The organism is Streptomyces sp. NPDC014727, assembly GCF_043083485.1.
Classification (GTDB): Bacteria; Actinomycetota; Actinomycetes; order Streptomycetales; family Streptomycetaceae; genus Streptomyces.
In genome coordinates, this window is the sequence record NZ_JBIBYR010000010.1 from 33,102 (window position 1) to 57,383 (window position 24,282).

25 protein-coding genes and 2 pseudogenes are annotated in these 24,282 nt (G+C 70.0%); 14 read left to right on the top strand and 13 right to left on the bottom strand.

What is annotated here, in order from left to right:
- The first annotated feature begins 21 nt into the window (after positions 1-21).
- Genes ACF1B9_RS17580 through ACF1B9_RS17590 form a run of 3 tightly spaced genes read left to right on the top strand, consistent with a single transcriptional unit; the run spans position 22 to position 2,204 of the window.
- Positions 22-933 (top strand): phosphotransferase family protein, encoded by a 912-nt coding sequence (locus ACF1B9_RS17580; RefSeq protein ID WP_391741707.1) that lies wholly within the window; start codon positions 22-24, stop codon positions 931-933.
- Position 934: 1 nt separating this feature from the next.
- Positions 935-1,627 (top strand): class I SAM-dependent methyltransferase, encoded by a 693-nt coding sequence (locus ACF1B9_RS17585; RefSeq protein ID WP_391741708.1) that lies wholly within the window; start codon positions 935-937, stop codon positions 1,625-1,627.
- A 31-nt stretch (positions 1,628-1,658) separates the two neighbouring features.
- A complete protein-coding gene (locus ACF1B9_RS17590; RefSeq protein WP_391741709.1) occupies positions 1,659-2,204 on the top strand; it encodes an HAD domain-containing protein in 546 nt (181 codons plus the stop codon).
- 145 nt (positions 2,205-2,349) lie between these two features.
- On the opposite strand, the gene ACF1B9_RS17595 is transcribed toward ACF1B9_RS17590, so the two are convergent.
- On the bottom strand, positions 2,350-2,946 hold the full coding sequence (locus ACF1B9_RS17595) for a hypothetical protein (protein WP_391741710.1): 597 nt from the start codon (positions 2,944-2,946) through the stop codon (positions 2,350-2,352).
- A gap of 225 nt (positions 2,947-3,171) precedes the next feature.
- Here ACF1B9_RS17595 and ACF1B9_RS17600 point away from each other — a divergent pair, with 225 nt between their 5' ends.
- Positions 3,172-3,705 (top strand): SMI1/KNR4 family protein, encoded by a 534-nt coding sequence (locus ACF1B9_RS17600; protein ID WP_391741711.1) that lies wholly within the window; start codon positions 3,172-3,174, stop codon positions 3,703-3,705.
- 53 nt (positions 3,706-3,758) lie between these two features.
- Here ACF1B9_RS17600 and ACF1B9_RS17605 read toward each other — a convergent pair.
- The 4 genes and pseudogenes from ACF1B9_RS17605 to ACF1B9_RS17620 all read right to left on the bottom strand — a co-directional run bounded on the left by ACF1B9_RS17605 (position 3,759) and on the right by ACF1B9_RS17620 (position 8,266).
- Positions 3,759-5,456, bottom strand: a pseudogene (locus ACF1B9_RS17605) (relaxase/mobilization nuclease domain-containing protein).
- Positions 5,446-6,021: a hypothetical protein gene (locus tag ACF1B9_RS17610; RefSeq protein WP_391741906.1), complete on the bottom strand. Its 576-nt coding sequence runs from the start codon at positions 6,019-6,021 to the stop codon at positions 5,446-5,448. The pseudogene ACF1B9_RS17605 and the gene ACF1B9_RS17610 overlap by 11 nt, the downstream one beginning before the upstream one ends.
- Positions 6,022-6,336: 315 nt before the next feature.
- A complete protein-coding gene (locus tag ACF1B9_RS17615) occupies positions 6,337-7,590 on the bottom strand; it encodes a DUF3631 domain-containing protein (protein ID WP_391741712.1) in 1,254 nt (417 codons plus the stop codon).
- A 481-nt stretch (positions 7,591-8,071) separates the two neighbouring features.
- Positions 8,072-8,266 (bottom strand): helix-turn-helix transcriptional regulator, encoded by a 195-nt coding sequence (locus tag ACF1B9_RS17620; protein ID WP_391741713.1) that lies wholly within the window; start codon positions 8,264-8,266, stop codon positions 8,072-8,074.
- A gap of 121 nt (positions 8,267-8,387) precedes the next feature.
- Here ACF1B9_RS17620 and ACF1B9_RS17625 point away from each other — a divergent pair, with 121 nt between their 5' ends.
- Positions 8,388-8,888 (top strand): helix-turn-helix transcriptional regulator, encoded by a 501-nt coding sequence (locus tag ACF1B9_RS17625; RefSeq protein ID WP_391741714.1) that lies wholly within the window; start codon positions 8,388-8,390, stop codon positions 8,886-8,888.
- A 24-nt stretch (positions 8,889-8,912) separates the two neighbouring features.
- Positions 8,913-10,064: pseudogene (locus tag ACF1B9_RS17630) on the top strand (tyrosine-type recombinase/integrase); the annotation flags it as partial.
- Positions 10,065-10,074: 10 nt separating this feature from the next.
- On the opposite strand, the gene sodN reads toward ACF1B9_RS17630, so the two are convergent.
- Positions 10,075-10,470 (bottom strand): superoxide dismutase, Ni, encoded by a 396-nt coding sequence (gene sodN, locus ACF1B9_RS17635; RefSeq protein WP_093899557.1) that lies wholly within the window; start codon positions 10,468-10,470, stop codon positions 10,075-10,077.
- Positions 10,471-10,593: 123 nt separating this feature from the next.
- Here sodN and sodX point away from each other — a divergent pair, with 123 nt between their 5' ends.
- Positions 10,594-11,109, top strand: coding sequence for a nickel-type superoxide dismutase maturation protease (gene sodX / locus ACF1B9_RS17640; RefSeq protein WP_391741716.1), 516 nt, complete (start codon positions 10,594-10,596; stop codon positions 11,107-11,109).
- Here the strand turns inward: sodX and ACF1B9_RS17645 are convergent.
- Positions 11,013-11,642: a CGNR zinc finger domain-containing protein gene (locus ACF1B9_RS17645; protein WP_391741717.1), complete on the bottom strand. Its 630-nt coding sequence runs from the start codon at positions 11,640-11,642 to the stop codon at positions 11,013-11,015. The two genes, sodX and ACF1B9_RS17645, sit on opposite strands and share 97 nt — an antisense overlap.
- Before the next feature lie 89 nt (positions 11,643-11,731).
- Between ACF1B9_RS17645 and ACF1B9_RS17650 the strand changes: the two genes are divergently transcribed.
- The 3 genes from ACF1B9_RS17650 to ACF1B9_RS17660 all read left to right on the top strand — a co-directional run bounded on the left by ACF1B9_RS17650 (position 11,732) and on the right by ACF1B9_RS17660 (position 13,895).
- Positions 11,732-12,493, top strand: a complete 762-nt coding sequence (locus ACF1B9_RS17650; protein WP_391741719.1) for a class I SAM-dependent methyltransferase — start codon at positions 11,732-11,734, stop codon at positions 12,491-12,493.
- A gap of 146 nt (positions 12,494-12,639) precedes the next feature.
- Positions 12,640-13,128 (top strand): SigE family RNA polymerase sigma factor, encoded by a 489-nt coding sequence (locus tag ACF1B9_RS17655; RefSeq protein ID WP_391741720.1) that lies wholly within the window; start codon positions 12,640-12,642, stop codon positions 13,126-13,128.
- On the top strand, positions 13,125-13,895 hold the full coding sequence (locus ACF1B9_RS17660; protein WP_391741722.1) for a hypothetical protein: 771 nt from the start codon (positions 13,125-13,127) through the stop codon (positions 13,893-13,895). The genes ACF1B9_RS17655 and ACF1B9_RS17660 overlap by 4 nt, the downstream gene beginning before the upstream one ends.
- A gap of 65 nt (positions 13,896-13,960) precedes the next feature.
- On the opposite strand, the gene ACF1B9_RS17665 is transcribed toward ACF1B9_RS17660, so the two are convergent.
- From ACF1B9_RS17665 to ACF1B9_RS17675, 3 genes are read right to left on the bottom strand one after another with little or no spacing between them, the layout of a single operon-like run.
- Positions 13,961-14,725: an amino acid ABC transporter ATP-binding protein gene (locus tag ACF1B9_RS17665; protein ID WP_391741723.1), complete on the bottom strand. Its 765-nt coding sequence runs from the start codon at positions 14,723-14,725 to the stop codon at positions 13,961-13,963.
- On the bottom strand, positions 14,722-15,672 hold the full coding sequence (locus ACF1B9_RS17670) for an amino acid ABC transporter permease (protein WP_391741725.1): 951 nt from the start codon (positions 15,670-15,672) through the stop codon (positions 14,722-14,724). The genes ACF1B9_RS17665 and ACF1B9_RS17670 overlap by 4 nt, the downstream gene beginning before the upstream one ends.
- A gap of 29 nt (positions 15,673-15,701) precedes the next feature.
- Positions 15,702-16,649 (bottom strand): ABC transporter substrate-binding protein, encoded by a 948-nt coding sequence (locus tag ACF1B9_RS17675; protein ID WP_391741727.1) that lies wholly within the window; start codon positions 16,647-16,649, stop codon positions 15,702-15,704.
- A 523-nt stretch (positions 16,650-17,172) separates the two neighbouring features.
- On the opposite strand from ACF1B9_RS17675, the gene ACF1B9_RS17680 reads away from it, so the two are divergent.
- The 3 genes from ACF1B9_RS17680 (at position 17,173) to ACF1B9_RS17690 (ending at position 21,040) form a co-directional block, all read left to right on the top strand.
- Complete coding sequence (locus tag ACF1B9_RS17680; protein WP_391741729.1) at positions 17,173-18,384, top strand: NADP-dependent malic enzyme; 1,212 nt, start codon at positions 17,173-17,175, stop codon at positions 18,382-18,384.
- Positions 18,385-18,593: 209 nt separating this feature from the next.
- Positions 18,594-19,559: a zinc-binding dehydrogenase gene (locus ACF1B9_RS17685; protein ID WP_391741730.1), complete on the top strand. Its 966-nt coding sequence runs from the start codon at positions 18,594-18,596 to the stop codon at positions 19,557-19,559.
- Between the two features lie 32 nt (positions 19,560-19,591).
- Positions 19,592-21,040 carry a cellulase family glycosylhydrolase gene (locus tag ACF1B9_RS17690; protein WP_391741732.1) on the top strand — a complete coding sequence of 483 codons (1,449 nt, stop codon included), beginning with the start codon at positions 19,592-19,594 and terminating at the stop codon, positions 21,038-21,040.
- Positions 21,041-21,121: 81 nt separating this feature from the next.
- Here the strand turns inward: ACF1B9_RS17690 and ACF1B9_RS17695 are convergent, their stop codons facing one another.
- Together ACF1B9_RS17695 and ACF1B9_RS17700 are read right to left on the bottom strand one after the other, a co-directional pair.
- Entirely contained in the window at positions 21,122-22,117 is a 996-nt protein-coding gene (locus ACF1B9_RS17695; protein WP_391741734.1) for a helix-turn-helix transcriptional regulator, read from the bottom strand.
- A 1-nt stretch (position 22,118) separates the two neighbouring features.
- Positions 22,119-22,976 (bottom strand): DUF4097 domain-containing protein, encoded by an 858-nt coding sequence (locus tag ACF1B9_RS17700; protein ID WP_391741735.1) that lies wholly within the window; start codon positions 22,974-22,976, stop codon positions 22,119-22,121.
- A 161-nt stretch (positions 22,977-23,137) separates the two neighbouring features.
- Between ACF1B9_RS17700 and ACF1B9_RS17705 the strand changes: the two genes are divergently transcribed.
- Positions 23,138-23,986, top strand: coding sequence for a hypothetical protein (locus ACF1B9_RS17705; protein WP_391741736.1), 849 nt, complete (start codon positions 23,138-23,140; stop codon positions 23,984-23,986).
- A gap of 106 nt (positions 23,987-24,092) precedes the next feature.
- Here the strand turns inward: ACF1B9_RS17705 and ACF1B9_RS17710 are convergent, their stop codons facing one another.
- Positions 24,093-24,275 carry a DUF6104 family protein gene (locus ACF1B9_RS17710; RefSeq protein WP_003961784.1) on the bottom strand — a complete coding sequence of 61 codons (183 nt, stop codon included), beginning with the start codon at positions 24,273-24,275 and terminating at the stop codon, positions 24,093-24,095.
- Between the last annotated feature and the right edge of the window lie 7 nt (positions 24,276-24,282).

The window sequence follows — 24,282 nt, forward strand, 5'->3', positions numbered from 1 at the left end:
CACCATCCCCCGGAGCCCCACGTGACCACGAACCCCAGCGCCGAACTCCTCGACAACCTGCTCACCGCGACCGGCCAGACCACCGCCGTACGGGAGGAGGTACGCGTGTGGTCCATGTCCGGAGTCGAGCGCGTGACCTTCCCCGACGGCTCCACGGCCATCTTCAAGTACGCCAAGAAGCCCTTCGACTGCGAGGACCAGGCCCTCCGCCTGGCCCACACCCTCGGCGTCCCCGTCCCCCAGGTCCACGCCTCCGCCGTCCTGGACGGCTGGCTCGGCATGCTCATGGAAGACCTCGGACCCTCCGTACGCGAGGCCGACGACCTCGACGGCGTCGCCGCGGCCGTGATCCTGCACGGCACCCGCACGGCCCCGCCCTTGCCCGTCCTGGACCGCGAGCGGCTGCGGACGCTCCCGGCCCGGGCGCTTGAGCATCTCGAACGGCTGCGTAAGGCCGACCGGTGGCAGGACGCCGACGACGTCGAGGATGCGCTCGACCGGATCGCCCAGGCCGCCGAGGCCCGTTCGGCCGGAGCGACGCTGGCGCCCTTCGGCTGGGTGCACTCCGAGTTCCACCCCACCAGCCTCCACATCGGCGAGCGCGGATGGCGACTGCTCGACTTCGCCCGCGCCTTCACCGGTCCCGGCCTGCTCGACCTCGCCAGCTGGCACGGCACCATCGAGCCCCCGCACCCCGTGCGCCTGCGCGTCTTCCTTGAGCAGTACGTCACCGCCGGCGGCACCCCCGACGCCCTCGCCCCGCGCGGCGCGCTCACCGCCGAGAACTGGGCCCTGGGCTGGCACCGCATGTGGGCCGTCGAGTGGTTCATGGAGCAGTCCATCCGATGGATCAACGACCCGGCCACCGACCCCGCCTACATCAAGGCCGTCCGCCGCCACCTCACCGACGTCCTCCACCTCCTGGAGATCTGACGTGCTCGCCCAGGCATCCCCATGGCACGCCCACGCACTCCAGCGCACCGCCGCTGGACTCGCCGAACCCCTCTCCGTACCCGCCCGGATGGAATGGACCACGAGACCCGGCCAAGGTCCCGGAGCCGAGATCCTCGGCCCCGACCTGCGCGGCAAGCGACTCCTGGAACTCGGCTGCGGCCCCGGCCACAACGCCGCCCACCTCGCCACCCGCCACGGCGCCCACGTCACCGGCGTCGACCTGGTCGGCCTGCAGGTCCGCCGCGCCCGCTCCCACTACGGACGGCTGAACAACCTCACCTTCGTCGCCGGTCACGCCCTGCACTACCTGCACGCCTCCGACGAGCAGTTCGACGCGGTCTACTCCGTCTTCGGCGCCGTCGGCCTCGTTGCCCCCGAGCTCCAACTCCCGGCCATTGCCCAGCGCCTCACGCCCGGCCGGGTGCTCGCCTTCTCCGTCCCGCACCCGCAGCGTGGCGGCCGAAGCCCCTCGGGCGACGACCGGCCTCGTCGCGACCACGTCACTCTTCCCGATCGCACCCGCCTACCCATCGCCCGCTGGGAGTTCTCCACGGACCGGTGGGAGCAGCACCTCAGCCAGGCGGGTTTCTGGCTCACCTCGGCCCAGGAGTTCCACGACCCCCGCATGGGCCACTGGCCCACCACCCTGCTGATCCTCGCCCGCAAGCTCTGACAGCCGCGTTCATCCGGCCTCTGGAGGACCGATGTGCCCGCCCTACCTGCTTCTCGACATCGACGGCGTCTTCATACCCTTCCCCGACGAGCACGGCTCGGCCCCGTCCACGCACGCTTGCCACGACGTCGTCCCCACCGGTCGCAGCGCCGATAACCCCGTTACCGTCTGGCTCCACCCCGACCACGGCCGCCTGCTCATGGACGTGATCCATACCGGCCTGGTCACCCCGGTCTGGTGCACCAGCTGGCGGCAGGACGCCACCACCCTCATCGGCCCGCTCCTCGGCCTTCCGACCCTGCCGTACATCGATCTGCCGCGCCCCCAGATCCCCACCAGCCACCCCAACGGCTACCTGTGGAAACGCGACCACGTCGACGCCTGGCTCGGCGACGCCCCCGCCGTCTGGATCGACGACGACTTCACCGGCCTCGACCACGCCTGGGCGGCGGAGCGCACCGCCCGCGGAACGGCGACCCTCCTCGTTCAGCCCGACCCACACGACGGGCTGCAGCCCGAGCACCTGACTGAGCTCACGACGTGGGTCTCGCAGTTGCCCGCAGCCCGCGCCGCCTGACGACTGATGCCCTCGCTGCCACGAGCAGCGAGGGCATCAGAGTGGCTGTGGGCCCTGCCTGCATGGGCGCCGTTCAGTTTCTGAACGGGATGGCAGCGCGCCTGGTCGCGCGGCTGAGTACGCTCAGTGTGCTTGGGCGTCGCTTTTATGGCCCAGGTGAGGGCTGAACGGCCGGGGGGAAGCCCAGCTGGTCGAGTAGCGTGCCGAAGAGGTCTTCTGCGAAGGTCTTGTGTGAGCGCAGCAGTTCTTCGATTCTGGCCGTCTGTGGCGTGACCGGGATGCCGGCGGTTGCGGCCCAGGCAACGGCGCCCGCGGCGTCGGTGGGGATATCCGCTTCGAGCTCGGCGCGCTTATGTCTGACGGCGTCGTGGAACTCTGGCGTGTCCAGCCAAAGGAGTTGATCATCGAGGTCTTCGGGCTCGTTGACCAGGAGCCTGGCGGCGATGTCCAGGTTGAGCCATGCCTGCCAGCGCTGTCCGATGGTGTCCAGCCCGGTCACGAGGGCGAGGGAACTGTCGGAGACGTCGGCGACGCAGGCCGGTGCCCTGCTCCACTCGGTCAGGGCGGGCAGGTCCGCGTCATCCCATGTCCCGTAATCGAACTGGAGCGTCTGCCAGCCGCCCGGCCGTGACTCCCATGTGTGCACGGTGGCCTTGACTTCTTCGTCGAGTCTGTCGAACACGGGAGCGTCCAGCAGAGGGCAGTTACTGCGAGCAAAGACGAGGTGGCCCGAGAACCCCACGGCAGTTCCTCCTTCGAGATGTTGGGCGCACCCTATGGGCTGCCGCTGACAACGCCGGCATGGTCAGCATCTGGGCGCGGTCCGTCCAGCTCATCTGCTGCGACGGCGATATCGATGAGGGGTGTGGCGATGGCAAAGAACGCGAGGAAGTGACGCCCAGGGAGGGGAAGCTCTGGCAGCCGGAGGCGGTGCTGCCAAGCTCAAATCGATCGCTACTCTGTTCGCATGCTCGCGAACGGAGATCGCCAGTTCCCCACCGCGCTCGCCGCTGCCATGGCGGTCCGGCTCGCGTGCGTTGGCGAGGACGGTGTCGACTTCGAACCCTACGTGTCCTTCCTGACTGCCGATGAGACCACCGAGTGGTTCCGCGCGTGGACAGGCAACGGCGAGCTGAACGGCGACGATTTCCGCGTATTTGGCCAGGATGGCACCGGCGGGAACGCGGCGTTCTGGCTGGTTCGTCCAGGTCGGGAACTGGTAGAGCAGCCCGTTGTCTTTCTGGGCTCCGAAGGAGAGACAGGCGTCGTCGCTCGCGACCTGGGTGCCTTCCTGTGGCTACTGGCTGGTGGCTTCGGCCCGTGGGAAGCAGCCACCTCGTACGAGCCCGAGCCCGATTGGGCCCCCCAGGTCAATCGCGACATGGCGGCGCTCGCGGAGCAATTCGCTCCGGACTGTCGAGCGTCGGCAGCAGCGATCATCGCGCAGGCCGCACAAGAGTTTCCCGACTTCGACGACACCATCATGAAGCTTTGCCGTTGAACCTGACCTGATGCCCCCGTCACGACGCGTGGCGAGGGCATCTGACTGGTGCGTCAGCGGTGCCGACTGCGCTCTCCGGGCCTCATGGCCACTGGTGTGGCCGGTGGGTGTGGCGTGGTGGACATGGACGATGTGCCGCTGACGGTGCTTTGCCTGCGAGCCGCTTGAGCCCGCCGGTTCGGTTGAGCGGTGATGCGCTAGTTGAGGACCTCGGCTGGACGCTCGGCACCGTCGAGCTCTCGCTGCGTTCCGACCTCGGCGAGGAGGCGCCGGGGATTGTGGCCGGCGGTCTCGGCGCGGGCGAGGGTCGTTGTCAGGGCGGCCCACGCAGGGTCGGCGAGGACGCGGTCGGCGTGATGGGGGAGGGCCGCGCGAAGGTCCTGCTCGAAGCGCTTGGCGGTTGTGGCGCATGGAGCGCGGCGGGCGAGGTCCGCCAGGACGGGTGGGGCGGCCTGCTGGTATCCCGCCTGGAGGTGGCGGAGGGCTTCTTCGGCCGCAGCGGCCTGCTGTTCGTGGCCGCGTTGTTCGTGCCACTTGGCGGCGGCGCGGGCCAGATGCACGGTGGCGAAGAGCAGGGCGATGGCGAGCCCGCCCGGCTCGTTGGAGGCGTAGGCGAGTTCCTTGGCGGCCTTGCGCAGGGCAGTGGCGGCCTGGTGGTCGGCACGCGTGGCGGAGCGGCGGGCGCGGTTGAACGCCATTGCTGCCGCTCGTAGTTCCGCCCGGTGTGGGCCGGTCGTGGCGCTGGCGATGTTGTACAGGGCGTCGCCGAAGGCGGCCAGGTAGCCCTGGGCGGCGGCATCGTCACCGGAGTCGAGGAGGGTGTGCGCCGTGTGTATGGCGGTGGTGGTGTGCCGCCATGGGGCGCTGGGGTCCGCCACGTACCGGGGGCGGTCTGCCATCTCCTGGTCGGGGAGGCGTTCGCGTAGGCGGTTGATGGAGAGGTCGGGGGCGAGTTTGGAGCCGCCGTACCAGACGGGTTCGCCGGCCGCGTTGGTGTCGCCGGGTGCGGCGAGGCTGTAGCCGATGACGTCGCCGGTCTCGGGGCCGAGTCGCGTCTTGACCTTGATGCCGAGGGACTGCAGCACGGTGAAGTAGTCGGCTTCGTTGCGTACGGCAGCGGCGACCGCGTACGCCTGCTCTCGCAGCCAGTGCCGTGCCGTGACCGTCTGGCCCTGTCGCTCCGCCTTGGCACGTTCGGCGCCGGTGGGGGTGCGGGGCGCGGTGAGGTCGCCGGACTTCAGGCGGCGCAGGCCGAACTCGGCCTCGATCTTGCGGCACTCCGCTTGTGCCCGCTGTCCGTCGCGGTGCGTGCGTGGGCGGCGCCCGTCGGCGCGGACGGTGGTGGCCATGATGTGGATGTGGTCATCGGCGTGGCGTACCGCGATCCACCGGCATGCCTTCTCGTCGCCTTCGGGGGCGATGCCTGTGGCGTGAACGATGCGGCGGGCGACCTCGGCCCACTCGGCGTCGGTGAGGTCGCGGTCGCCGGGCGCGGTGCGGACCGGGCAGTGCCAGACGTGCTGAGGTGGCTTCTTGCCGCCCAGCTCGCGGGTGCGCAGGTCGACGTGGGTGTCGAGGCTCTTGGCGAGCTGGGAGTAGGTGGCTGCCGGGTCGCGGCCGGGGTCAGGGGCGCCGGCCATGTCCCAGGCGGCGACGATGTGAGGGTCGGTGTGTTCGTCGCGGCGGCCGGGGCCGAAGAGGTAGACGATCAGTCCGCGGGTGTCGGAGCCGGTGGAGACGTCAGGAACCATGCGCGGTGCCTTCCGTCAGGAGCTGGTCGATCAGTCGGTAGCTGTTCTCGGCGACTTGCTCGATGCGGTCCAGCACCGCCTCGGCGCGCTCGGGCACGGTTCCTCGGTGGATGGCTGCGGTGATTTGATTGAGGTTGCTGCCGATGCGGTTCAGCGCGACAGTGTGTGCCTCGACGGCCTCGATCAGTGGGCGGAGGGGATCGTCCTCCGGGCTGCCGACCAGCCCTGCCTTGCCCAGGGCGACGGCGAGGGCGGCGTCACCGACGAATCCGGCGAACTTCTGACCGCGCTGGTGAGCGGCGGCGCTGATCACACCGACCGCAGTCCGCGTGAAGCGGATGGTCTTCTCCTGGTCGCGCTTCTCCAAGGTGCGCTTGCGGTTCATCAGTGCGGGCAGGGCTGGGGCGTCGAGATCTCGCCAGGAGGGCTGCTCGACGGGCGGTTGGACATCGGCCGGCGGCTGAGTGCGTGGGGCGATGGAGTCGGCTGCGGGCGGGCAGCTGGTCTCGGCTACACCCTCCTCCGGCTCGGGCGCCCCCTGGCGCTCGGCTTCCTCCTCCGCCACCCCTGGGACGGGGGCAAGCGCGGACGAAGCCTCGTCAGAGGCTCGTTCGCTCCAGCTTGCTGCTGATCGGCGGGTCAGGCCGAAGAATCCCTTGCGGCGGCGGGTGGGGGCGTTGTCGGTGCTCGATTCGGGCATGGTGGTGCTCCGGTGGTCGTGTGGGGTGGGGCTTCGTCACGTCCGTTGCATCCGTCCCGTAGCTGGTCAGGACAGGTACGGAGACGGTCGCAGGTACGGAGTGATCCGTATCGGCAAGGAACTCCGTCCCCGCGCTGACCTGCGCGGGGACGGATGCGACGGATTGATACGGAGCTGGTGTCAGCGAGTGGGCCTGGGGCCTGCAGGCCCGGCAGGCGGGCCGATGGGCAGCGTCCCGGACGGAGAGGTGGGCGGCTTGCCCTGGGCTCGACGTGCAGGCACGGTCTCCTCTGCTGCGGGGGCCGGTTGGGCAGGGTCGGGGCAGTAGCGGGCCCAGGCGTCGAGGAACTGGTTACGGGCGTACGCCTTGGCCTGCCTGCCGTTCTCGAAACGGTGGTTGGCCGGGCTGATGCCGAAGTCGCGCAGCAGATTGGCCAGGTGGTAGGCGTTCAGGCCCTTCGTCCCGTACTCGGCCCACGGCGCCTCCGCATCCTGGAGGAGGGCGGCGAGCAGGTCCTGGCTGCGCAGCGCCTCCCTATGGCCCTCCTGCTCGAACACGCGGCGGACGTCTCGCAGCAGCCGCGTCTTCAGCGTCGTCTGCTCGTCCTGGACCACCTCGTTGCGCGTCATCGCCAGGCAGGCGGTACGGACCCGCGAGGGCCAGTGCCCGCCGGCCAGGTCGGCGACGATTACCAGGGGCTCCCAGGTGTCCGCGGCCCGGTCCTCGACCGGCATGTTCGGAACCAAGCCCTCTGCGGTGCTCCGCAGCGGGGCCAGCCAGGCGGTCAGCCGGTCGCGCAGCGTGTTCAGTTCCGGAACGGAGTACCGCGAGCGGAACGGGGCGATGCGCTCGCCCGGCTTGCGCTTCTGCATGCGGAGCACGACCGCCCGGTCCATGATCGTGTCTGGCAGGTCGCCGATCCCGGCGAGCGCCGCCATGGCGAAGGTGGGAAACGCCGTCGGCTTGTGCTCCGGGCCGGAGATCCGCCAGGCGGGGCGGTTGCGTTGGTGCCCGGCGTTCAGCAGGCCGCGCAGGTCCTCCTTGTCGCCGGCCTTTGGGCCGAAGATGGTGTCGGCCTCGTCCACCAGGAGCGTCGGCGGGTTCTTGCCGATGACGCGGAAGACCACCGCGGGCGAGGTGTTCACCGTCATCATCGGCTGGTGCACGGTCTCGTGGAGCACGTCCAGGACGCGGGACTTGCCGCACCCCTTGGTCGGCCCCACCACCGCCAGCCGTGGCGCGTGCTGCAGCGCGGGCTGTATGTGGGAGGCCGCCACCCAGAGGGTGACTGCGGTCAATGCCTCGTCGCTCGGAAGCATCACGTACCGGCCGATCGCCGCACGTAGGTCATCCAGCAGCGGGGCTCCTTCATCGGCCGTCTCGTCGCTGGCACCGGCGCGGTCCCCGGTCCCCGATCCGCCGTCGGGGACCACGGTCCCCGCAGATGCGTCGGGACCGTGGCCCTCACCACCGGCCGGGACTACGGCGTGCTCGTCCGGGATTCGGGGACCGGGTTCGGGGACCAGCGGACCGGAAGGCTCTGCCCGGTGCTCGGCTTCCGCTCCGGCGGGACCGGTCCCCAAAGCGCTGACCTGCACATGTTCCGTGCTGGGGGAGTTTCGGTCCCGGACCGGAACACCCGTCGCAGGGGACCGTGACTCCGTTCGGTCCCCGTTGCGCCAAGGGATGCCTTGGCCGGGGACCGCGGGGGTGGGCCAGACAACCTCGGATGCGTTCGAGGTGGCGGGGGACCTAGAGTCCTCCATCGACGTTCCTCTCAGGTGAGGGACGGGACGGGCAAGGTCCCGCCCCTCACCGGTTCGTTCGTTCAGGGATGGGCGACAGGCAGGGGAATCTCCGGCCCTCGGCGTTGGCGCGCCGGGGGCCGTTGCTGTGTCCGGGGCTGCCGGCGGCTCATGAGACCAGGCCCCACTCGTCTCGGCCGTCGATCAGCGTGCGCTCGTAGCGCAGCAACTCGGCCTCGGGGTACAGCACCCTCTTGCCGACCTTGATGCCGCGCGGCCCCTTCTTGATCTGGCGCCAGTAGCGGACGGTGCTCTCGGCCGTGCGGTAGCGCTCGGCGACCTCGGCGGTGGTCAGGTATCGCATGCATTCCCATTCGGCTAAGTGGCGATTCGATCTGCATAAAGTTGTACCCCGGGATCGGCGGTTAGCCAAATCGGGAAGCCCATGTTTCAATTTGGATAGTGACGGTCATGATGGAGGTTCGATGGCAGGCGACAGGCCCGAAGGCGGCGAGGTGCCGCTGCTCTACAGCGAAGGGAACGTGGCCGCGCGCGTGGCCCTGGAGCGCGAGGTCAGAGGGTGGAGCACGACCGAGCTGGCCGAGCGGGTGACCAGAGCCGGCATCAAGATGAACCAGACAGCGGTCTGGCGTATCGAGAACGGCACGCCTCGCCGGCGCATCAATCTCGACGAGGCCCTCGCCTTCAGCCGCGTCTTCGAGCTCCCCCTCGAAGAGCTGATGTCCCCGCCCCTGGAAGGGCTCGACATCGACAGCCGGCGGCTTGTCCAAGAGGCCGTCGAAGCGTTCTACGAGGCCCGAGATACGCGCGACCGTCTACACCACGCCGTGGTCGCCATCGCCGACCACATCAAGGCCCACCCCGACAGCTCGCGGGCGATCCACGAGCAGTGCCTCCGCCTCATGGGCGACGAGCGGGACGCTCGCACGCTCAGCAGCGACATCGAGGACGGCGGTCACTACTGACAACCGACACGAAGGAGAGGCCACTTGGCCAACATCCAGAAGCGCCCCAACGGCAAATGGCGGGCCCGCTACCGCGACCTCGACGGCAAGGAGCGCGCCCGCCACTTCGAGCGGAAGCTCGACGCCCAGCGTTGGCTCGACGAGGTCACGGCCAGCATCGTGACCGGCCAGTACGTCGATCCGCGTGCCGGACGGATCACGTTCGAGAAGTACGCGAAGAAGTGGGAGGAGTCCCTCATCGCCAGCGAGGCGGGTGAGCGCATCACCGACAACGCGCTGCGGCTGCACCTCGTCCCGGCGCTCGGATCCCGCGCGATGGCGGCGATACGCCGCAACGACATCCAGGTGCTGTTCAAAAACCTGTCCGAACTGCTCGGCCCCGGCAGCGTGCGCAACGTCTACGACGTCCTCGTGCGCGTGATGACCGCGGCCGTGGAGGACAAGGTCATCGCCTCCAGTCCGTGCCGCCGGATCACCCTCCCGCCCACGTCGGACGAGGAGGTTACCCCGCCCACGGTCGCCCAGGTCGAGGCCATGGGCCGGGTGATGCCGCCGTACATCCGCGCGGCGATCGTCACGCTCGCCGGGTCAGGCTTGCGAATAGGCGAGTTGCTCGGCCTCAAGGTGTCGGACGTCGACTTCAAGGCCGGCATCATCCGCGTCGAGCGGCAGCGGCTCCAGTCGGGGAAGATCGGCCCGCCGAAGACCGCGAAGTCCCGGCGCACGGTGCCGGTCGGAGAGGTCGTCACCGACGCCCTCCTCGCGCACCTCGCCGCACGCCCCTCCAAGGAGTGGCTGTTCACGATGGAGGAGGGCGAGCCGCTCAACTACCGCCGTTGGAAGACAGAGTGGAACTGCGCCCGCAGGGCGCTCCAGGCGGAGGAGAACGAGGCGGCCAAGCACGAGGGCCGCAAGCCCGTCCAGCCGCCGCACATGGTGACCCACGACCTGCGGCACTTCTACGCCTCCGCGCTCATCGCCGGCGGCGCGAGCGTCAAGCAGGTCCAGCTTGTCCTCGGCCATGCGTCCGCCGTCATCGCGCCGCGGATCCGCGCCCACCCGTGCCCGTACGCAGAAGACCGCACCCGGTCCGTCATGGACGCCGTGTTCGGCGGCCTGCGGACCGGGTGCGGTCAGGTAGGCGATTCGACCCACGAAAGTGAAGGTCGGGCGGCCCGAGCCAGGATCAAGCCTTCTTGGTCTCCCAGAAGATCTTGTCGATCTGGGCGATGTAGTCCAGCGCCTTCTGGCCCGTGGCCGGGTCCGTGGAGGCCTTCGCCGCCGACAGCGCCTTCAGGGCGTCGTTGACCAGCTGGTGCAGCTCCGGGTACTTCTCGAAGTGCGGGGGCTTGAAGTAGTCGCTCCACAGCACCGAGACGTGGTGCTTGGCGAGCTCGGCGCGCTGCTCCTTGATGACCACCGCGCGGGCCCGGAAGTGCGGGTCCTCGTTGGCCTGGTACTTCTCCTGGACGGCCTTGACCGACTCCGCCTCGATGCGGGCCTGGGCCGGGTCGTACACGCCGCAGGGCAGGTCGCAGTGGGCGCTGACCTTCACCTTGGGGGCAAACAGGCGGGAAAGCATTGAGCTGTCCTTCCTCGTGATCGTCTTCTCAGGTGGGACATTACTCCGTGAGAGACGGGTTTTCGTGGGTGCCCCCATGGGCTTAGGCCAAAAGTCCAGGGTGGGATTGGGCCCAGTGGCCGAATGTACGGAACGCTGTACCGGACGGTGTACTGGATGGACCGGGAAGGTGCCGGAGAGATGCGGGAGGTGCCGGAGGTGCCGGAGCTGACGCGGGAGCAGCCCGCACGAGGGCTGGCCGGGCGTGTGCCGTTCCAGGTGGTGGAGGTGACCGGGCCGTCGATGGTGCCCACGCTGCATCACGGGGACTGGCTGCTCGTGCAGTACGGGGCGCCGGTGCGCCCCGGGGACGTGGTGATTCTGCGCCATCCGTTCCAGCAGGACCTGCTGGTCGTGAAACGGGCCGCCGAGCGCCGACGGGGCGGCTGGTGGGTGCTGGCCGACAACACCTTCGCGGGCGGCGACAGCACGGATTACGGGACGGTGCCCGACGAGTTCGTGCTGGCCAGGGTCCGGGCGCGCTACCGGCCGTTGAAGAAGGATCAGCGGTCGGTCTGGTCCGTGCTGATCTGGGCGGTCTCCGCGCTGCGGCCGGTGTCGGCGGCGCGTTCGGTCTCCAGGCGTTTGCGGGCCCGGTAGGCGGCCACGTTGGCGCGGGTCGCGCAGCGGTCCGAGCAGTAGCGGCGGGAGCGGTTGGTCGAGGTGTCGAGGTAGGCGTTGCGGCAGGGCGCCGCCTCGCACAGGCCGAGCCGGTCCACACCGTAGGAGGTGAGATGGAACGCCAGGCCCATCGCGGCGATGGCGGCATACCCGGCCGTCGCGTTCGACGGGTGGTCGGCCAGGTGCATGTGCCAGTCCGGCTTGCCGTCCTCGTCGCGCAGGTCGTGCCCGGAGATCTGCGGGCTGACGGGGAACTCCAGCAGTAGCGAATTGAGCAGGTCGACGGCGAGCGTCTCGTCACCGCCGTCGGCCGCTTCGAAGACCGCGCGCAGCCGCGCCCGTACGGACCGGAAGCGGGTCACATCGGCGTCCGTCGCCCGCCGGGCTGCCTGCCGGTTGACCCCGAACAGCTCGCGGACCGCCTCGACGGAGGTGAGGGAGTCCTTGTTGCGGGCGGGCTCCTCGGTGTTGACCAGACGCACGGCATAGTCCGAGTAATAGGCCAGTTCCACTTGTAGTCCTTACGGCGTCGGTCTAGAGTCGATGCAGCGAGCGATGTAATGGGCTTTCTCGGTACCAGGGTATTACATGGAGGTTCCTCGTGACGGAGACGACAACAGGTACTGACTGGGCGGCCTGGCAGGAGAGCTGGGACCGCCAGCAGGAGTGGTACATGCCCGACCGCGAAGAACGGTTCCGGGTGATGCTGGACATGGTCGAGGCCGTGGTGGGGCCCCGGCCGAGAGTGCTCGATCTCGCATGCGGTACGGGAAGTATTACGGACCGGCTCCTCAAGCGGTTCCCGGAGGCCACCAGCACGGGCGTCGACCTCGACCCGGCCCTGCTCGCCATCGCTCGCGGGTACTTCGACGGCGACGAGCGCGTCACCTTCGTCACCGCCGACCTCAAGGACCCCGACTGGGCAGGGAAGTTGCCGTACGACTCGTACGACGCCGTCCTCACCGCCACGGCCCTGCACTGGCTGCACACCGAACCCCTCGCCGCGCTCTACCGGCGGATCGGCGGGCTCGTCAGGGACGGCGGGGTGTTCATGAACGCCGACCATATGATCGACACGCAGACGCCCAGGATCAATGCGGCCGAACGTGCCCACCGGCACGCGGCCATGGACCGGGCGAAGGCCGAAGGCGCACTCGACTGGGCGGACTGGTGGGCTCTCGCGGCCAAGGACCCCGTCCTCGCCGGGCCGACCGCCGAGCGGTACAGGATCTACGGCGAGCACGCGGACGGCGACATGCCGTCCGTGCGCTGGCACGCCGACACCCTGCGCGTGGCCGGGTTCGGCGAGGCGCGGACCGTCTGGGCCTCCCCGTCGGACTCCCTGGTGCTCGCCGTGAAGTAGCGGCAGCACGCACGGGAAGGGGTGGTACGGGCCGGGACCCGTACCACCCCTTCTTTTTCTCCGCTCTGATGCAACCCGCCGTACGTCCCGCCGCACTGGAAGGGTGAGACGGTCCGCACCCGCGGACCCGGAGAGGGGCGCCGACGATGCGGATCGATGACGATGCCGCGCTGCACGCCTTCGTCGAGGGCAGGCGGACCGCACTGTTCCGCAGCGCGTACCTGCTGTGCGGAGACCGGCACGAGGCCGAGGACCTGGTCCAGGCCACGCTGGTCAAAGTGGTGCTGGGCGGGCGGCGGCACGGGCGTCTCGACAACATCGAGGCGTACGCGCGCAAGACCCTGGTCAACACCTTCATCGCGACCCGCCGCCGGTTCTGGCGGCGCGAACACGCGTACGGCGAACTGCCCGACCGCGCGGGCGACGCGCCCGACACGGACACCGGCCTCGCGGTGCGGGCGGCCCTCGCCCGGCTCACGGACAAGCAGCGGGCCGTACTGGTGCTGCGCTACTGGGAAGACCTGAGCGTCGAGGCCACGGCCGGACTGCTCGGTATGCGGGAGAACACGGTCAAGAGCCATGCGGCTCGGGGGTTGGCGGCGCTGCGCGCCGAGATGGCGGAGGAATTCGTATGAACGACGTGCGTGAGCTGCTGGGGCGGGTCGCCGAGGAAGCGGGGCGGCCGGTCATCTCCACCCAGGCGGTGTACGCCGGGGCCGCCCGGGTACGTCTGCGGCGCCGGCTCACCGTCTCGGTCGCGGCACTCGCCGTGGTCGCGGCGGGAGCGGCGGCCGTACCGGGACTGGCCTCGGGCGAGAACGAACAGAACGCCCCGGTGGCGGCCCCGGCCGAGCTCACGGGCAGCGACGGCCGGACGCAGCGGCTGGCCGAGCTGCTCCCCGAGGGCGTGGGGAAGGTCGAACGGGTCTCGCTGGCCGTCATCATCAAGGGCGCCACCCCCGAGCAGGCCAGGGACCACCTGGACGGACCGCTGGACGGGCAGTACTCCGTACGACGGGACGGCGGCGTCGGCTACCTCGTCATCGGCTTCCTGGACGGCCGGCAGGCCGGCAGGAAGTTCGGCGGGCAGGACCCGGCCGCCGAACTGTGCCGGCCGGTCAACGGGGAGCCGCGTCCGGACGACTGCGTACGCGAGGAACTCCCGGGCGGACGCGTGCTGACGACCTGGAAAGACCCCATGAACTACTCGGGCACGCCCAAGTGGGGACCTGAATTCGTGGGGCGTCTCACCCTGAAGGACGGCGGAGTGCTGGCCGTACGGGACAGCACCGGGTTCACGAGCGACCGGGCGCAGGGGCCGCTGCTCAAGAATCCGCCACTGACCCGTGCCCAGCTGCGGAGCCTGCTGCTCAGCCAGGAGCTGCTGCCGAAGAAGGGGTGACGCACACGAGGAAGGCGGTACGGACCGGGTCCGTACCGCCTTCCTCGCGCGTTCCGGTCGCGGCGCTAGAGGACCTTCGACAGGAAGGACTTCGTCCGGTCGTGCTGAGGATTGGTCAGCACATCGCGCGGGTGGCCCGACTCGACCACCACACCGTCGTCCATGAAGACCAGCGCGTCGCCGACCTCACGGGCGAAGCCCATCTCATGGGTCACGACGACCATCGTCATGCCGTCCTCCGCGAGCCCGCGCATGACGTCCAGCACGTCGCCCACCAGCTCCGGGTCGAGCGCCGACGTCGGCTCGTCGAAGAGCATCAGCTTCGGCTCCATGGCCAGGGCGCGGGCGATGGCCACCCGCTGCTGCTGGCCGCCGGAGAGCTGTGAGGGGTAGTTCTTCGCCTTGTCGGCCAGGCCCACCCGGTCCAGCAGCCGCTCGGCCCGCGCCCGCGCGACGGCCTTGGACTCGCCCTTGACCTGGACCGGTGCCTCCATGACGTTCTCGATCGCCGTCATGTGGGGGAAGAGGTTGAAGCGCTGGAAGACCATGCCGATGTCCCGGCGCTTCAGGGCGACCTCGCTGTCCTTGAGCTCGTAGAGCTTGGTGCCCTTCTGGCGGTAGCCCACCAGATCGCCGTCGACGTAGAGCCGTCCGGCGTTGATCTGCTCCAGGTGGTTGATGCACCGCAGGAAGGTCGACTTGCCGGAACCGGACGGGCCGATCAGACAGAAGACCTCGCGCGGGGCGACCTCCAGGTCGATGCCCTTGAGGATGTGCGCGGCGCCGAAGGACTTGTGGACGCCCTCGGCCTTCACCATGGCGGCGGTCATGCCATGCCTCCCTTCGGGCGGCCCAGGGACGTCAGCTGCGCCCGGACCTTCTGCATCGGGGTCGGTGGCAGGCTGCGGCTCGAACCGCGTGCGTAGTACCGCTCCAGGTAGTACTGGCCGATGCTCAGCACCGAGGTCAGGATGATGTACCAGGCCGCTGCCAGGAACAGCATCTCCACCGTGGCGCCCGAGGTCTGCGAGACGTTCTGGGTGGCCCTCAGCAGCTCGGTGTACTGGGCGGCCACCGCCAGGGACGAGGTCTTGAGCATGTTGATGACCTCGTTGCCCGTCGGCGGCACGATGACGCGCATCGCCTGCGGGACGACGATCCGGCGCAGCGTCCTGGCGTGACTCATGCCCAGCGCGTGTGCCGCCTCGGTCTGCCCCTCGTCGACCGACTGGAGGCCGGCGCGGCAGATCTCCGCCATGTACGCGGCCTCGTTGAGGCCGAGGCCGAGCAACGCGCACAGGAAGGGCGTCATGAAGGACGACCACTCGTCCTTGTAGATCGGCCCGAGGTTGATGTACTCGAAGACGATGCCGAGGTTGAACCAGACCAGGAGCTGTACGTAGACGGGGGTGCCGCGGAAGAACCAGATGTAGAACCACGCGATGGCGGAGGTCACCGGGTTCTTGGAGAGCCGCATCACCGCGAGGACGATGCCCAGGACCACGCCGAGGACCATCGCCAGCACGGTGATGATCACGGTGTTCTTGACGCCCGTGAGGATCTGGTCGTCGAAGAAGTAGTCCGGGATGGCGCCCCAGTTGACCCTGCCGCGGGCGAACGCGGAGACCAGCAGGGCGAGCAGGCCCACCGCGACGACCGCGGTGACGTACCGGCCGTAGTGCCGGACGGGTATGGCCTTGATCGTCTGCGGTCCTGCCGCGGGTACGGGGGGAGCCGGCGGGGTGGCCGCCGGGTCCGCCTTCTCGATTTCAGTCACAGCTGATGCCTTTCAGCTCTGGACGCCGGTCAGGATCCGCCGTTGAGCTTGGCCTCGGTGACCGCGCCCGCCTCCACGCCCCACTTGGCGACGATCTTTCCGTACTCGCCGTTCTTGATGATCGCGTCCAGTGCCGCCTGGACGGCCTTGGTCAGCTGGTCGTTGCCCTTGGCCACGGCGATGCCGTACGGGGCGGCCTCGACCTGCTCGCCGACGATCTGGAAGTCGTTGCCGCCGCCCGAGGTCTTCACCGCGTACGCGGCCACCGGGAAGTCGGAGGAGCCGGCGTCGGCGCCGCCGCCGCGCAGCCGGGTCTGGGCCTCCAGGTCGTTGTCGAACGCCTCCATGGCGATCGTCTTGCCGCCCGTACACTTCTTCGACTCGGACTTGGCGAGGTCGTGCGAGACCGTGCCGCGCTGGACCACGATCTTCTTGCCGCAGAGGTCCGCCCAGGTCTTGATGCCCCGGTCGTCGCCCTTCTTCGTGTAGATCGAGACACCGGCGGTGAAGTAGTCGACGAAGTCGACCCCCTCGCCGACCTTCTTCTTGGTGGCCGAGTCGACACCGTTCTGGCGGTCCTTGGTGTCCGTCATGGAGGACATGGCGAGGTCGTAGCGCTTGGAACGCAGACCGGTGAGCAGTGTGTCGAAGGTGCCGTTCTCGAATTCGAAGGTCACTCCGAGCTGCTTGCCGAGCGCCGCTCCCAGGTCGGGGTCGATGCCGACCGTCTTGCCGGACTTGTCCTTGAACTCGACCGGCGGATAGGCGATGTCCGATCCGACCTTGATGGTGCCCTTGTCCCGGATCGCCTTCGGCAGCAGGTCGGCGAGCGGGGCCTTTGTCGCGTCGGGGCTCTTGGAGCCCTTGTCGGTCTGGTCACCGCAGGCGGTCAGCAGCAAGGTGCCGGCGACCGCGATGGCGCAGACCGCTGCAATCCGGGACTTCGCGGTCGTACGACGGGTGGTGCTTGCGGTCATGATCAGGTTCCTCCGGCAGGTGAGGGCTGTGTTGCCGGGCGGTGAATGACACGCGTCATCGGGTGTCGCCGCCCTGTGCGATTACGGCATCTTGCCATTCGGATTTGCCCAAACAGTGGGCCAGTCATGTCAAAATCGGGTAACGGGCGATTCCGAACCTCAAGCGGCCGGTACACCAAGGTCGGACCATCTGTGGGGATTTCATCTTCATGCCGCAGGATCTGCGGCGTGTCTCGACTGGTGGACGTCATTTCGCCGGTAGGCCGACTTGTCCAGATATTCGACTATGAGTCACATCACCGCGTCGAGATGGACTCGTCGGTCACGTGGTCCGTCGGGTAAAAAAGACCTTTACACCCCTCATCCGGGGCTCAGGACGCGTGTGCGGCGCGTCCGCGCGTATGTATCTCTCCCTGCCGGGGCGGGCCAACCGCCGACGCGGGGCACGTACGCGGTGCCCGCCCACCCCTCCTCAACCAGGAGTGGCCACCCTCAAACGATGAAGACTTAAGGGGTCAACACCATGGCAGCGGAGATCGTCAATCCTCGCAGCGACAGCACCACCGACAGCGCCACCGACGAGCCGTTCGATCCGGCCTTCGCGCTGCACCGCGGCGGCAAGATGGCCGTGCAGGCCACCGTTCCCGTCCGCGACAAGGACGACCTGTCCCTCGCGTACACACCCGGCGTCGCCAAGGTGTGCAGCGCCATCGCCGAGAATCCCGAGCTGGTCCACGACTACACCTGGAAATCGCAGGTCGTCGCCGTCGTGACGGACGGCACCGCGGTGCTCGGTCTCGGAGACATCGGCCCCGAGGCCTCCCTCCCGGTGATGGAGGGCAAGGCGATTCTCTTCAAGCAGTTCGGCGGTGTCGACGCGGTGCCGATCGCGCTCGCGACCACCGACGCGGACGAGATCGTCGAGACGGTCGTCCGCCTCGCGCCCTCCTTCGGCGGGGTGAACCTGGAGGACATCTCGGCGCCGCGCTGCTTCGAGATCGAGCGCAGGCTGCAGGAGCGGCTCGACATCCCGGTCTTCCACGACGACCAGCACGGCACCGCGGTCGTGACGCTCGCGGCCCTGCGCAACGCCGCGAAGCTGTCCGGCCGGAACCTCGGCGAACTGCGCGCCGTCATCTCCGGCGCCGGTGCGGCCGGAGTGGCCATCGCCAAGTTCCTGCTGGAGGCGGGGCTCGGCGATGTCGCCGTGGCCGACCGCAAGGGCGTCGTCAGCCGGGACCGCGAAGACCTGACCGACGTCAAGCGCGAGCTGGCCGAGCTCACCAACCGGGCCGGGATCTCCGGGACGCTGGAGAGCGCGCTGGCCGGTGCGGACGTCTTCATCGGCGTCTCCGGCGGCACGGTGCCCGAGGCGGCCGTGGCGTCGATGGCGCCGGGCGCGTTCGTCTTCGCCATGGCCAACCCGAACCCCGAGGTCCACCCCGACATCGCGCACAAGTACGCGTCCGTCGTGGCGACGGGGCGTTCGGACTTCCCGAACCAGATCAACAACGTGCTCGCCTTCCCCGGCATCTTCGCGGGCGCCCTCCAGGTCCGGGCCTCCCGGATCACCGAGGGCATGAAGATCGCCGCGGCGAACGCACTGGCGGACGTCGTGGGCGACGAGGTCGCGGCGGACTACGTGATTCCGTCGCCGTTCGACGAGCGGGTGGCACCGGCCGTGACAGCCGCCGTGGCCGCGGCGGCCCGCGCGGAGGGCGTGGCCCGGCGCTGAGGTCCGGGGGCGGGGTGCGGGGTGCGGGGTACGCCCCGCCCCGCCCCGCTCCTTCCCACAACCGGCGGCCGTACCCGGCCCCCGCCCCCCGCCGCCGCAGCGGCCCGTTGCTGCCCGGTGCGGGGGAACACCCGGCGGCTCCCGCGCGCGGTGTGCGTCACACCCGTGGCCGGTTACGCCGGCCCGCGCCCCGGCCTATCGTCGAGGCCATGTTCGCCGCCTACGCATCCCGCATCGACCGCGACCAGCCCCTCAACGGCCTTGAGCTGGGCGAGCGCCCCGCTCCCGGGGCACGACCGGGCTGGACCACCGTCAACGTCCGGGCCGCCTCCCTCAACCATCACGACCTCTGGTCCCTGCGCGGCGTCGGTCTCGCCGAGGACAAGCTGCCGATGATCCTCGGCTGTGACGCCGCCGGGATCGACGAGGACGGCAACGAGGTCGTCCTGCACTCCGTCATCGGGCAGACGGGGCACGGCGTCGGCCCGAAGGAACCCCGGTCGATCCTCACCGAGCGCTACCAGGGCACCTTCGCCGAGCAGGTCACCGTCCCCAGCTGGAACGTACTGCCCAAGCCGAAGGAACTCAGCTTCGAGCAGGCCGCCTGTCTGCCGACCGCCTGGCTCACCGCGTACCGGATGCTCTTCACCAACGCGGGGGTGCGTCCCGGCGATTCCGTCCTCGTCCAGGGTGCGGGCGGCGGCGTCGCCACCGCCGCGATCGTGCTCGGCCGGGCGGCCGGGCTGCGGGTCCACGCCACCAGCCGCGACGAGGCCAAGCGCAAGCGCGCCGTCGAACTCGGCGCGATCGAGGCGTACGAGCCCGGCGCACGGCTGCCGGAGCGTGTCGACGCGGTCATCGAGACGGTCGGCGCCGCCACTTGGTCCCACTCGGTGAAGTCGCTGCGGCCCGGCGGCACGCTCGTCATCTCGGGTGCGACCAGCGGCGACCGGCCCTCGCACGCCGAGCTGACCCGGATCTTCTTCCTGGAGCTGAAGGTCGTCGGCTCGACCATGGGGTCGAAGGACGAGCTGGAGGACCTGCTGGCGTTCTGCGCGACCACCGGCGTGCGGCCCGTCATCGACGAGGTGCTGCCCCTGGACCGGGCCCGCGAGGGCTTCGAACGGCTGCAAGCGGGCGGCCAGTTCGGAAAGATTGTGCTCACCTGCTCTTGAGGTGTGTGGGGTGAGCTGTTCTCATCTGCGCCATGCGAAAGCGGACGCGGATGCGGATGGGCAGCGTACTCACCTCGGTCGTCACCTCGCTCGTGCTCGCGGCGGGGGCGCTCGCCCCCGCCGCCGGCGCGCGTCCCCTGCCACCCGACCGGACCGGCATCCCCCGCCTCACCGACGACGAGGGCCGCACCCTCACGCTGCGCGGCTGGAACGTCGAGGACAAGGCGAACCACGGTGACCAGGCGCTGGACGCCATCACCGAGAAGCACTTCCGGGATCTGCGCGCCAAGGGCTTCGGATTCGCCCGGCTGCTCATCTTCTGGGACGACCTGGAGCCCCGCCGGGGCCAGTACAGCGTCGCGTATCTGCGCCGGATCGACCGGGTGCTGGGCTGGGCGCGGAAGTACCGCGTCCAAGTGGTGCTCGACGCCCACCAGGACGTCTTCGGCCCGGCGTTCGGCCACCGCGGCATCCCGGCCTGGGCGACCCGTACCGATGGTCTGCCCTTCACCCCGCACCCCGACGACTGGTTCGCCGAGTACTTCGAGCCCGCCGTGCAGCGGGCCTTCACCCATCTCTACGAGGACCCCGATCTCCAGCGGGCCCAGGCGCGGATGTGGAAGGTCGTCGCCGCCCGTTACGCGCACCACCCGGCCGTCCTCGGCTACGACCTGATCAACGAGCCGATGGGGGAGATCGAGGAGGGGGAGGACCTGGCGACGGCCGCCCGTCGCATCGAGTCCCGGCAGCTCACCCCGATGTACAACCGGATCGCCCGCGCGGTCCGCTCGGTGGACCGGGCCAACTGGCTGTTCGTCGAACCCACCCCCGCCGTCGGCGAGGGTGTCCCCACCGGACTGGGGGCGGTCAGGGACCACCGGACGGTCTACGCGCCGCACTTCTACAACACGGCGATGGAGGCGGGCGCCGACTACGACCCGTCGGCGGGCTGGATCGAGTCGTACGAGGCGGCCGTCACCGCGTACCCGGAGCAGCGGCACATCCCGGTCGTCGTCGGCGAATGGGGCCCGCTGAACAACACGCTTCCTCGGATGGGCCGCTTCTACCGGGACGCGATGGCCTCCCTGAGCCGCTACACCTCGGGCTGGGCCGGCTATGTGTGGTGCTACGGCGGTGGGTACTGCGCACTCGACAAGAACGGCGCCTTCGCGGCGAACAAGGAGCGAACCGCCACGCCGTACGCGCCCGCCGTCGCCGGAACCGTCCACTCCGACACGTACGACGCCGCCACCGGCGTCTACCGGCTCTCCTACACGGCGGGCCGCCGCGGCACCACGGAGGTCTCCCTGCCGCCGACCGCCGGGAACTGGCGGGTCGCGGTGGGCGGCCGGGCCCAGGTCCGCAGGCACGGGGGAGAGGTGCGGATCCGGGCCCGTGAGGGGGTGCGCGTCACTGTCACGGTCACCCGGACGCCGCACGGCCGAACCGGCCTCGGCAGCATGCTTGTCAACGAGGGTTGACGGGGCGGAAGGGGCCGGAGGGCTCGGAGCGGCGGGAGGTACGGCGGAGCCCGGGGAGTGCCCCGGGCTCCGTGCCGCTCCCTACCCCGCGCCGTCGGTCTCCTTCCGCAGCAGCGCTCCGATCTGGGCCGCCGCCGTCGACAGATGGCGGCGGGCCTGCGTCAACTGCTCCTCGGTGACGCCCCGGTCGCGGGCCGCGTCGCGGATGTCGTCGCGGAAGCGGTCGAGCAGGCGGTCCAGGTCGCGGGCCGGGTCGCCGGTGGCGGCGGTGTCCTTGCCCCACTCCGGGTCGGCACCGGCGGGTTCCGGCTTGATGTACGGGGGCCGGCTTCCCGTCCTGGCGAAGCTGCCCAGCTGGCCGGTGATCTCGGCCAGCCCCTCGCGTACGCCGGAGGGCCAGTCGCCCCGTGCGAAGTGCTCCTGGACCTGGCGGGCCGCGTTCTGCATCTGCTCGCGCGCCCTGTCCTGGGCCTCCTTGGCCTGACGGCGGGCCTGCTGCGCGTCCTCGCGGGCGCGACGGGACTCGTCCTTCGCCCGGCGGGCCTGTTCCTTCCATTCCTGCTTGGCCTTGCGCAGCTCCTCCTTCGCGGCGCGCCACGCCTCCTTGTCGCCGAGGTCCCCGAGGTCGCCGAAGACGGACTCCCGGTCGCCCGTGCGGCCGGTACCGGTACCGGCGGGGTTGGAGGTGTGCCGGGTCTCGTGCGCCGCGGCCCGCATCTCGCTGCGCAGCTTGCCCGCGGCGCCGCGCACGTCGTCCCGTATCTCGGCGGCCAGTTCGGAGACGGAGTCCCGGATCTCCATTTCCAGATCGGCCAGTTCGCCCGTGCGGCCGGCCAGTTCGGCGCGGCCCGCGTCGGTGATCGAGTAGACCTTGCGGCCGCCCTCGGTGGCGTGCGTGACGAGGCCCTCGGCCTCCAGTTTGGCGAGGCGCGGATAGACCGTGCCCGCCGAGGGCGCGTACAGGCCCTGGAAGCGCTCCTCCAGGAGTCGGATCACCTCGTAGCCGTGGCGCGGGGCTTCGTCGAGCAGCTTCAGCAGATAGAGGCGGAGACGCCCGTGGGCGAATACGGGAGGCATGTCAGAGCACCTTTCCGGTCGGCGCGGCATCGTACGGATCGTCCTCGGCCGGCGGGCGGCGCAGCAGGGCGATCGATCCCGAGACGGTCGTCGCCCGCAGCTTGCCGGTCCCGGCGCCGAGCGTGCCGGTGATCTTCTTCGCCCCCCACTGCCCGCTGACGCGCAGATCCTCGAAGCCGTTGGAGACGGCGCCGCTCGCGGTGTTCGCCTCGACCGTCGCGTCCGCCGGGTGCGGCAGTCGGATGGCGACCTCGCCGGACACCGTGGTCAGCCGGACGTCCGTGGGCTTCCCGGTCGGGTCCAGGTCCAGCACCATGTTGCCGCTGACGGATTCCGCCCGTACCGAGGTGCCCGCGCCCTCGACGACCGTCAGGTCGCCCGAGACCGTTTGGAAGCGCAGCTCACCGGTGACCGACTGGGCCTCCACGCTGCCGGAGACCGTCTCGGCCCGGACCGGGCCGGCGAGCCCGACGAGCGTGGTGTCGCCGGTGACGCCCCGGACGTCCGTACGTCCATGGATCCCGGAGACCATGGCCCCGGCGCCGACCACCCCGACCGCCACCGTCGCCCCGGCCGGCACGGCGAGTGAGACGACCGCGCTGCGGTGCCAGCCTTTGCGGTCGAACCAATTGAGGAAGTCGTTCCACGGCAGGCCCTCGTACGCGACCGTGAGAGTGCCGCCCTCCTGGGTCACGATCAGCGGCGCGCCCTCGATCGAGGAGATCTCCAGCCGGGCCGTCCGCTCCTCGGTGCCGACGACATTGACGGCGCCACCGACGATGCGGACATTGAGCGAGGTCACGGGGTCGTCGAAGGTCAGCTTCTGGGGCTCGTTGATGGCCCATGTCGACACAGGCATGGATCTGACCTCCTGGGACGCCGTATGACGCAACATATCGCGTCTCTTGCGGAACACGATATATCGCGGATCGGGGAAGTCAAGGGAGGTCGTGACGGCGCCGGTCGTCCCAGGCGTGCCAAATAGGCCAAACAGGGGCGAATTACCCTAGCGTGTGGGGCATGAACGCGACATCCCCCGTGGGGGCGCTGCTGCTGTGCCGTACCGAACCCGAGAACGTACGGACGGTGGCCCATCTGCTGCGCGAGCGGATGCTGCTCGCGCCCGCCGGAGACGGGTGGTCCGTCCTCGTCCCCGAGGGAAGGCCCTGGCTGGACGGTGGCGAGGGGGGTGCGGACGCGGAGCCGGTCGACCGGGTCGTGGCCGGCTGGGCCGCCGCGCTCGCCGTCGGCTCGACCTGGCCCGTCCTCGCGCTGTGGTGGGACGGTGACCGGGCCGGCCACACGCTGGCGTACGGATTCCGCCGCCCGGTCGGTTACGTCTGGCTGGCGGACGGCACCCCGGCCGGGGAGGACGAGGCGATGCGTACGTTCGCCGAGCGGTTGGGCCTCGACCCCGTGCTGGATGTCCAGGCGCTCGAAGAGCTGATCCGCCCGGACCCCGACGCCGATGCCCGCATCCGGCTGCGCGGGCTGCTCGCCGTCCTCACCCGGATCGGGCTGAACCTCCCGCCCGGCCTGGACCCGGACACGCCCGGAGATCGGCTGTACGCGGCGGCCGACGGCCGGTCGGAGACCGAAGCGATCCACTGGACCGGTCGGCGCGAGGCGGTGCGGGCTCAACTCGACGCGGTCGAGAACAGCCGCCTCGGTCCCTGGACGCGCGGTCCCAGGGCCCGCGTGCTGGGCGGCGCCCAGGTGGCGGCCGGATTTCCGCTCGCCCTCTGGGGAATCGGGCGCCGCAGCGGCGGCTGGGCCTTCGCCGGGGCGCTGCTGATGGCGCACGGGGCGCTCGGCCTCGCGTACGACCGCTTCAGGGCCGAGAGGACCGGGATCGTCGCAGCGGACTGATCAGCGGTCGGAGTGGATCGATCAGGGGCCGGAGCGCGCCGATCGGGGATCGGAGCGCGCCGATCAGGGGTCGAAAACGAATCGATCCGCGGTTGGAACGGATCGATTACTCGTCCTCGTCCTCGTCGTCCAGGCGGGCCAGCCAGGTGGCGAGGCGCTCGACCGGCACCTCGAAGTCGGGATTGAGATCGACGAACGTGCGCAGCTGCTCGGCGAGCCACTCGAAAGTGACCTCTTCCTCGCCTCGCCGCTTCTCCAGCTCCTCGATACCGCGGTCGGTGAAGTACATGCGGCAA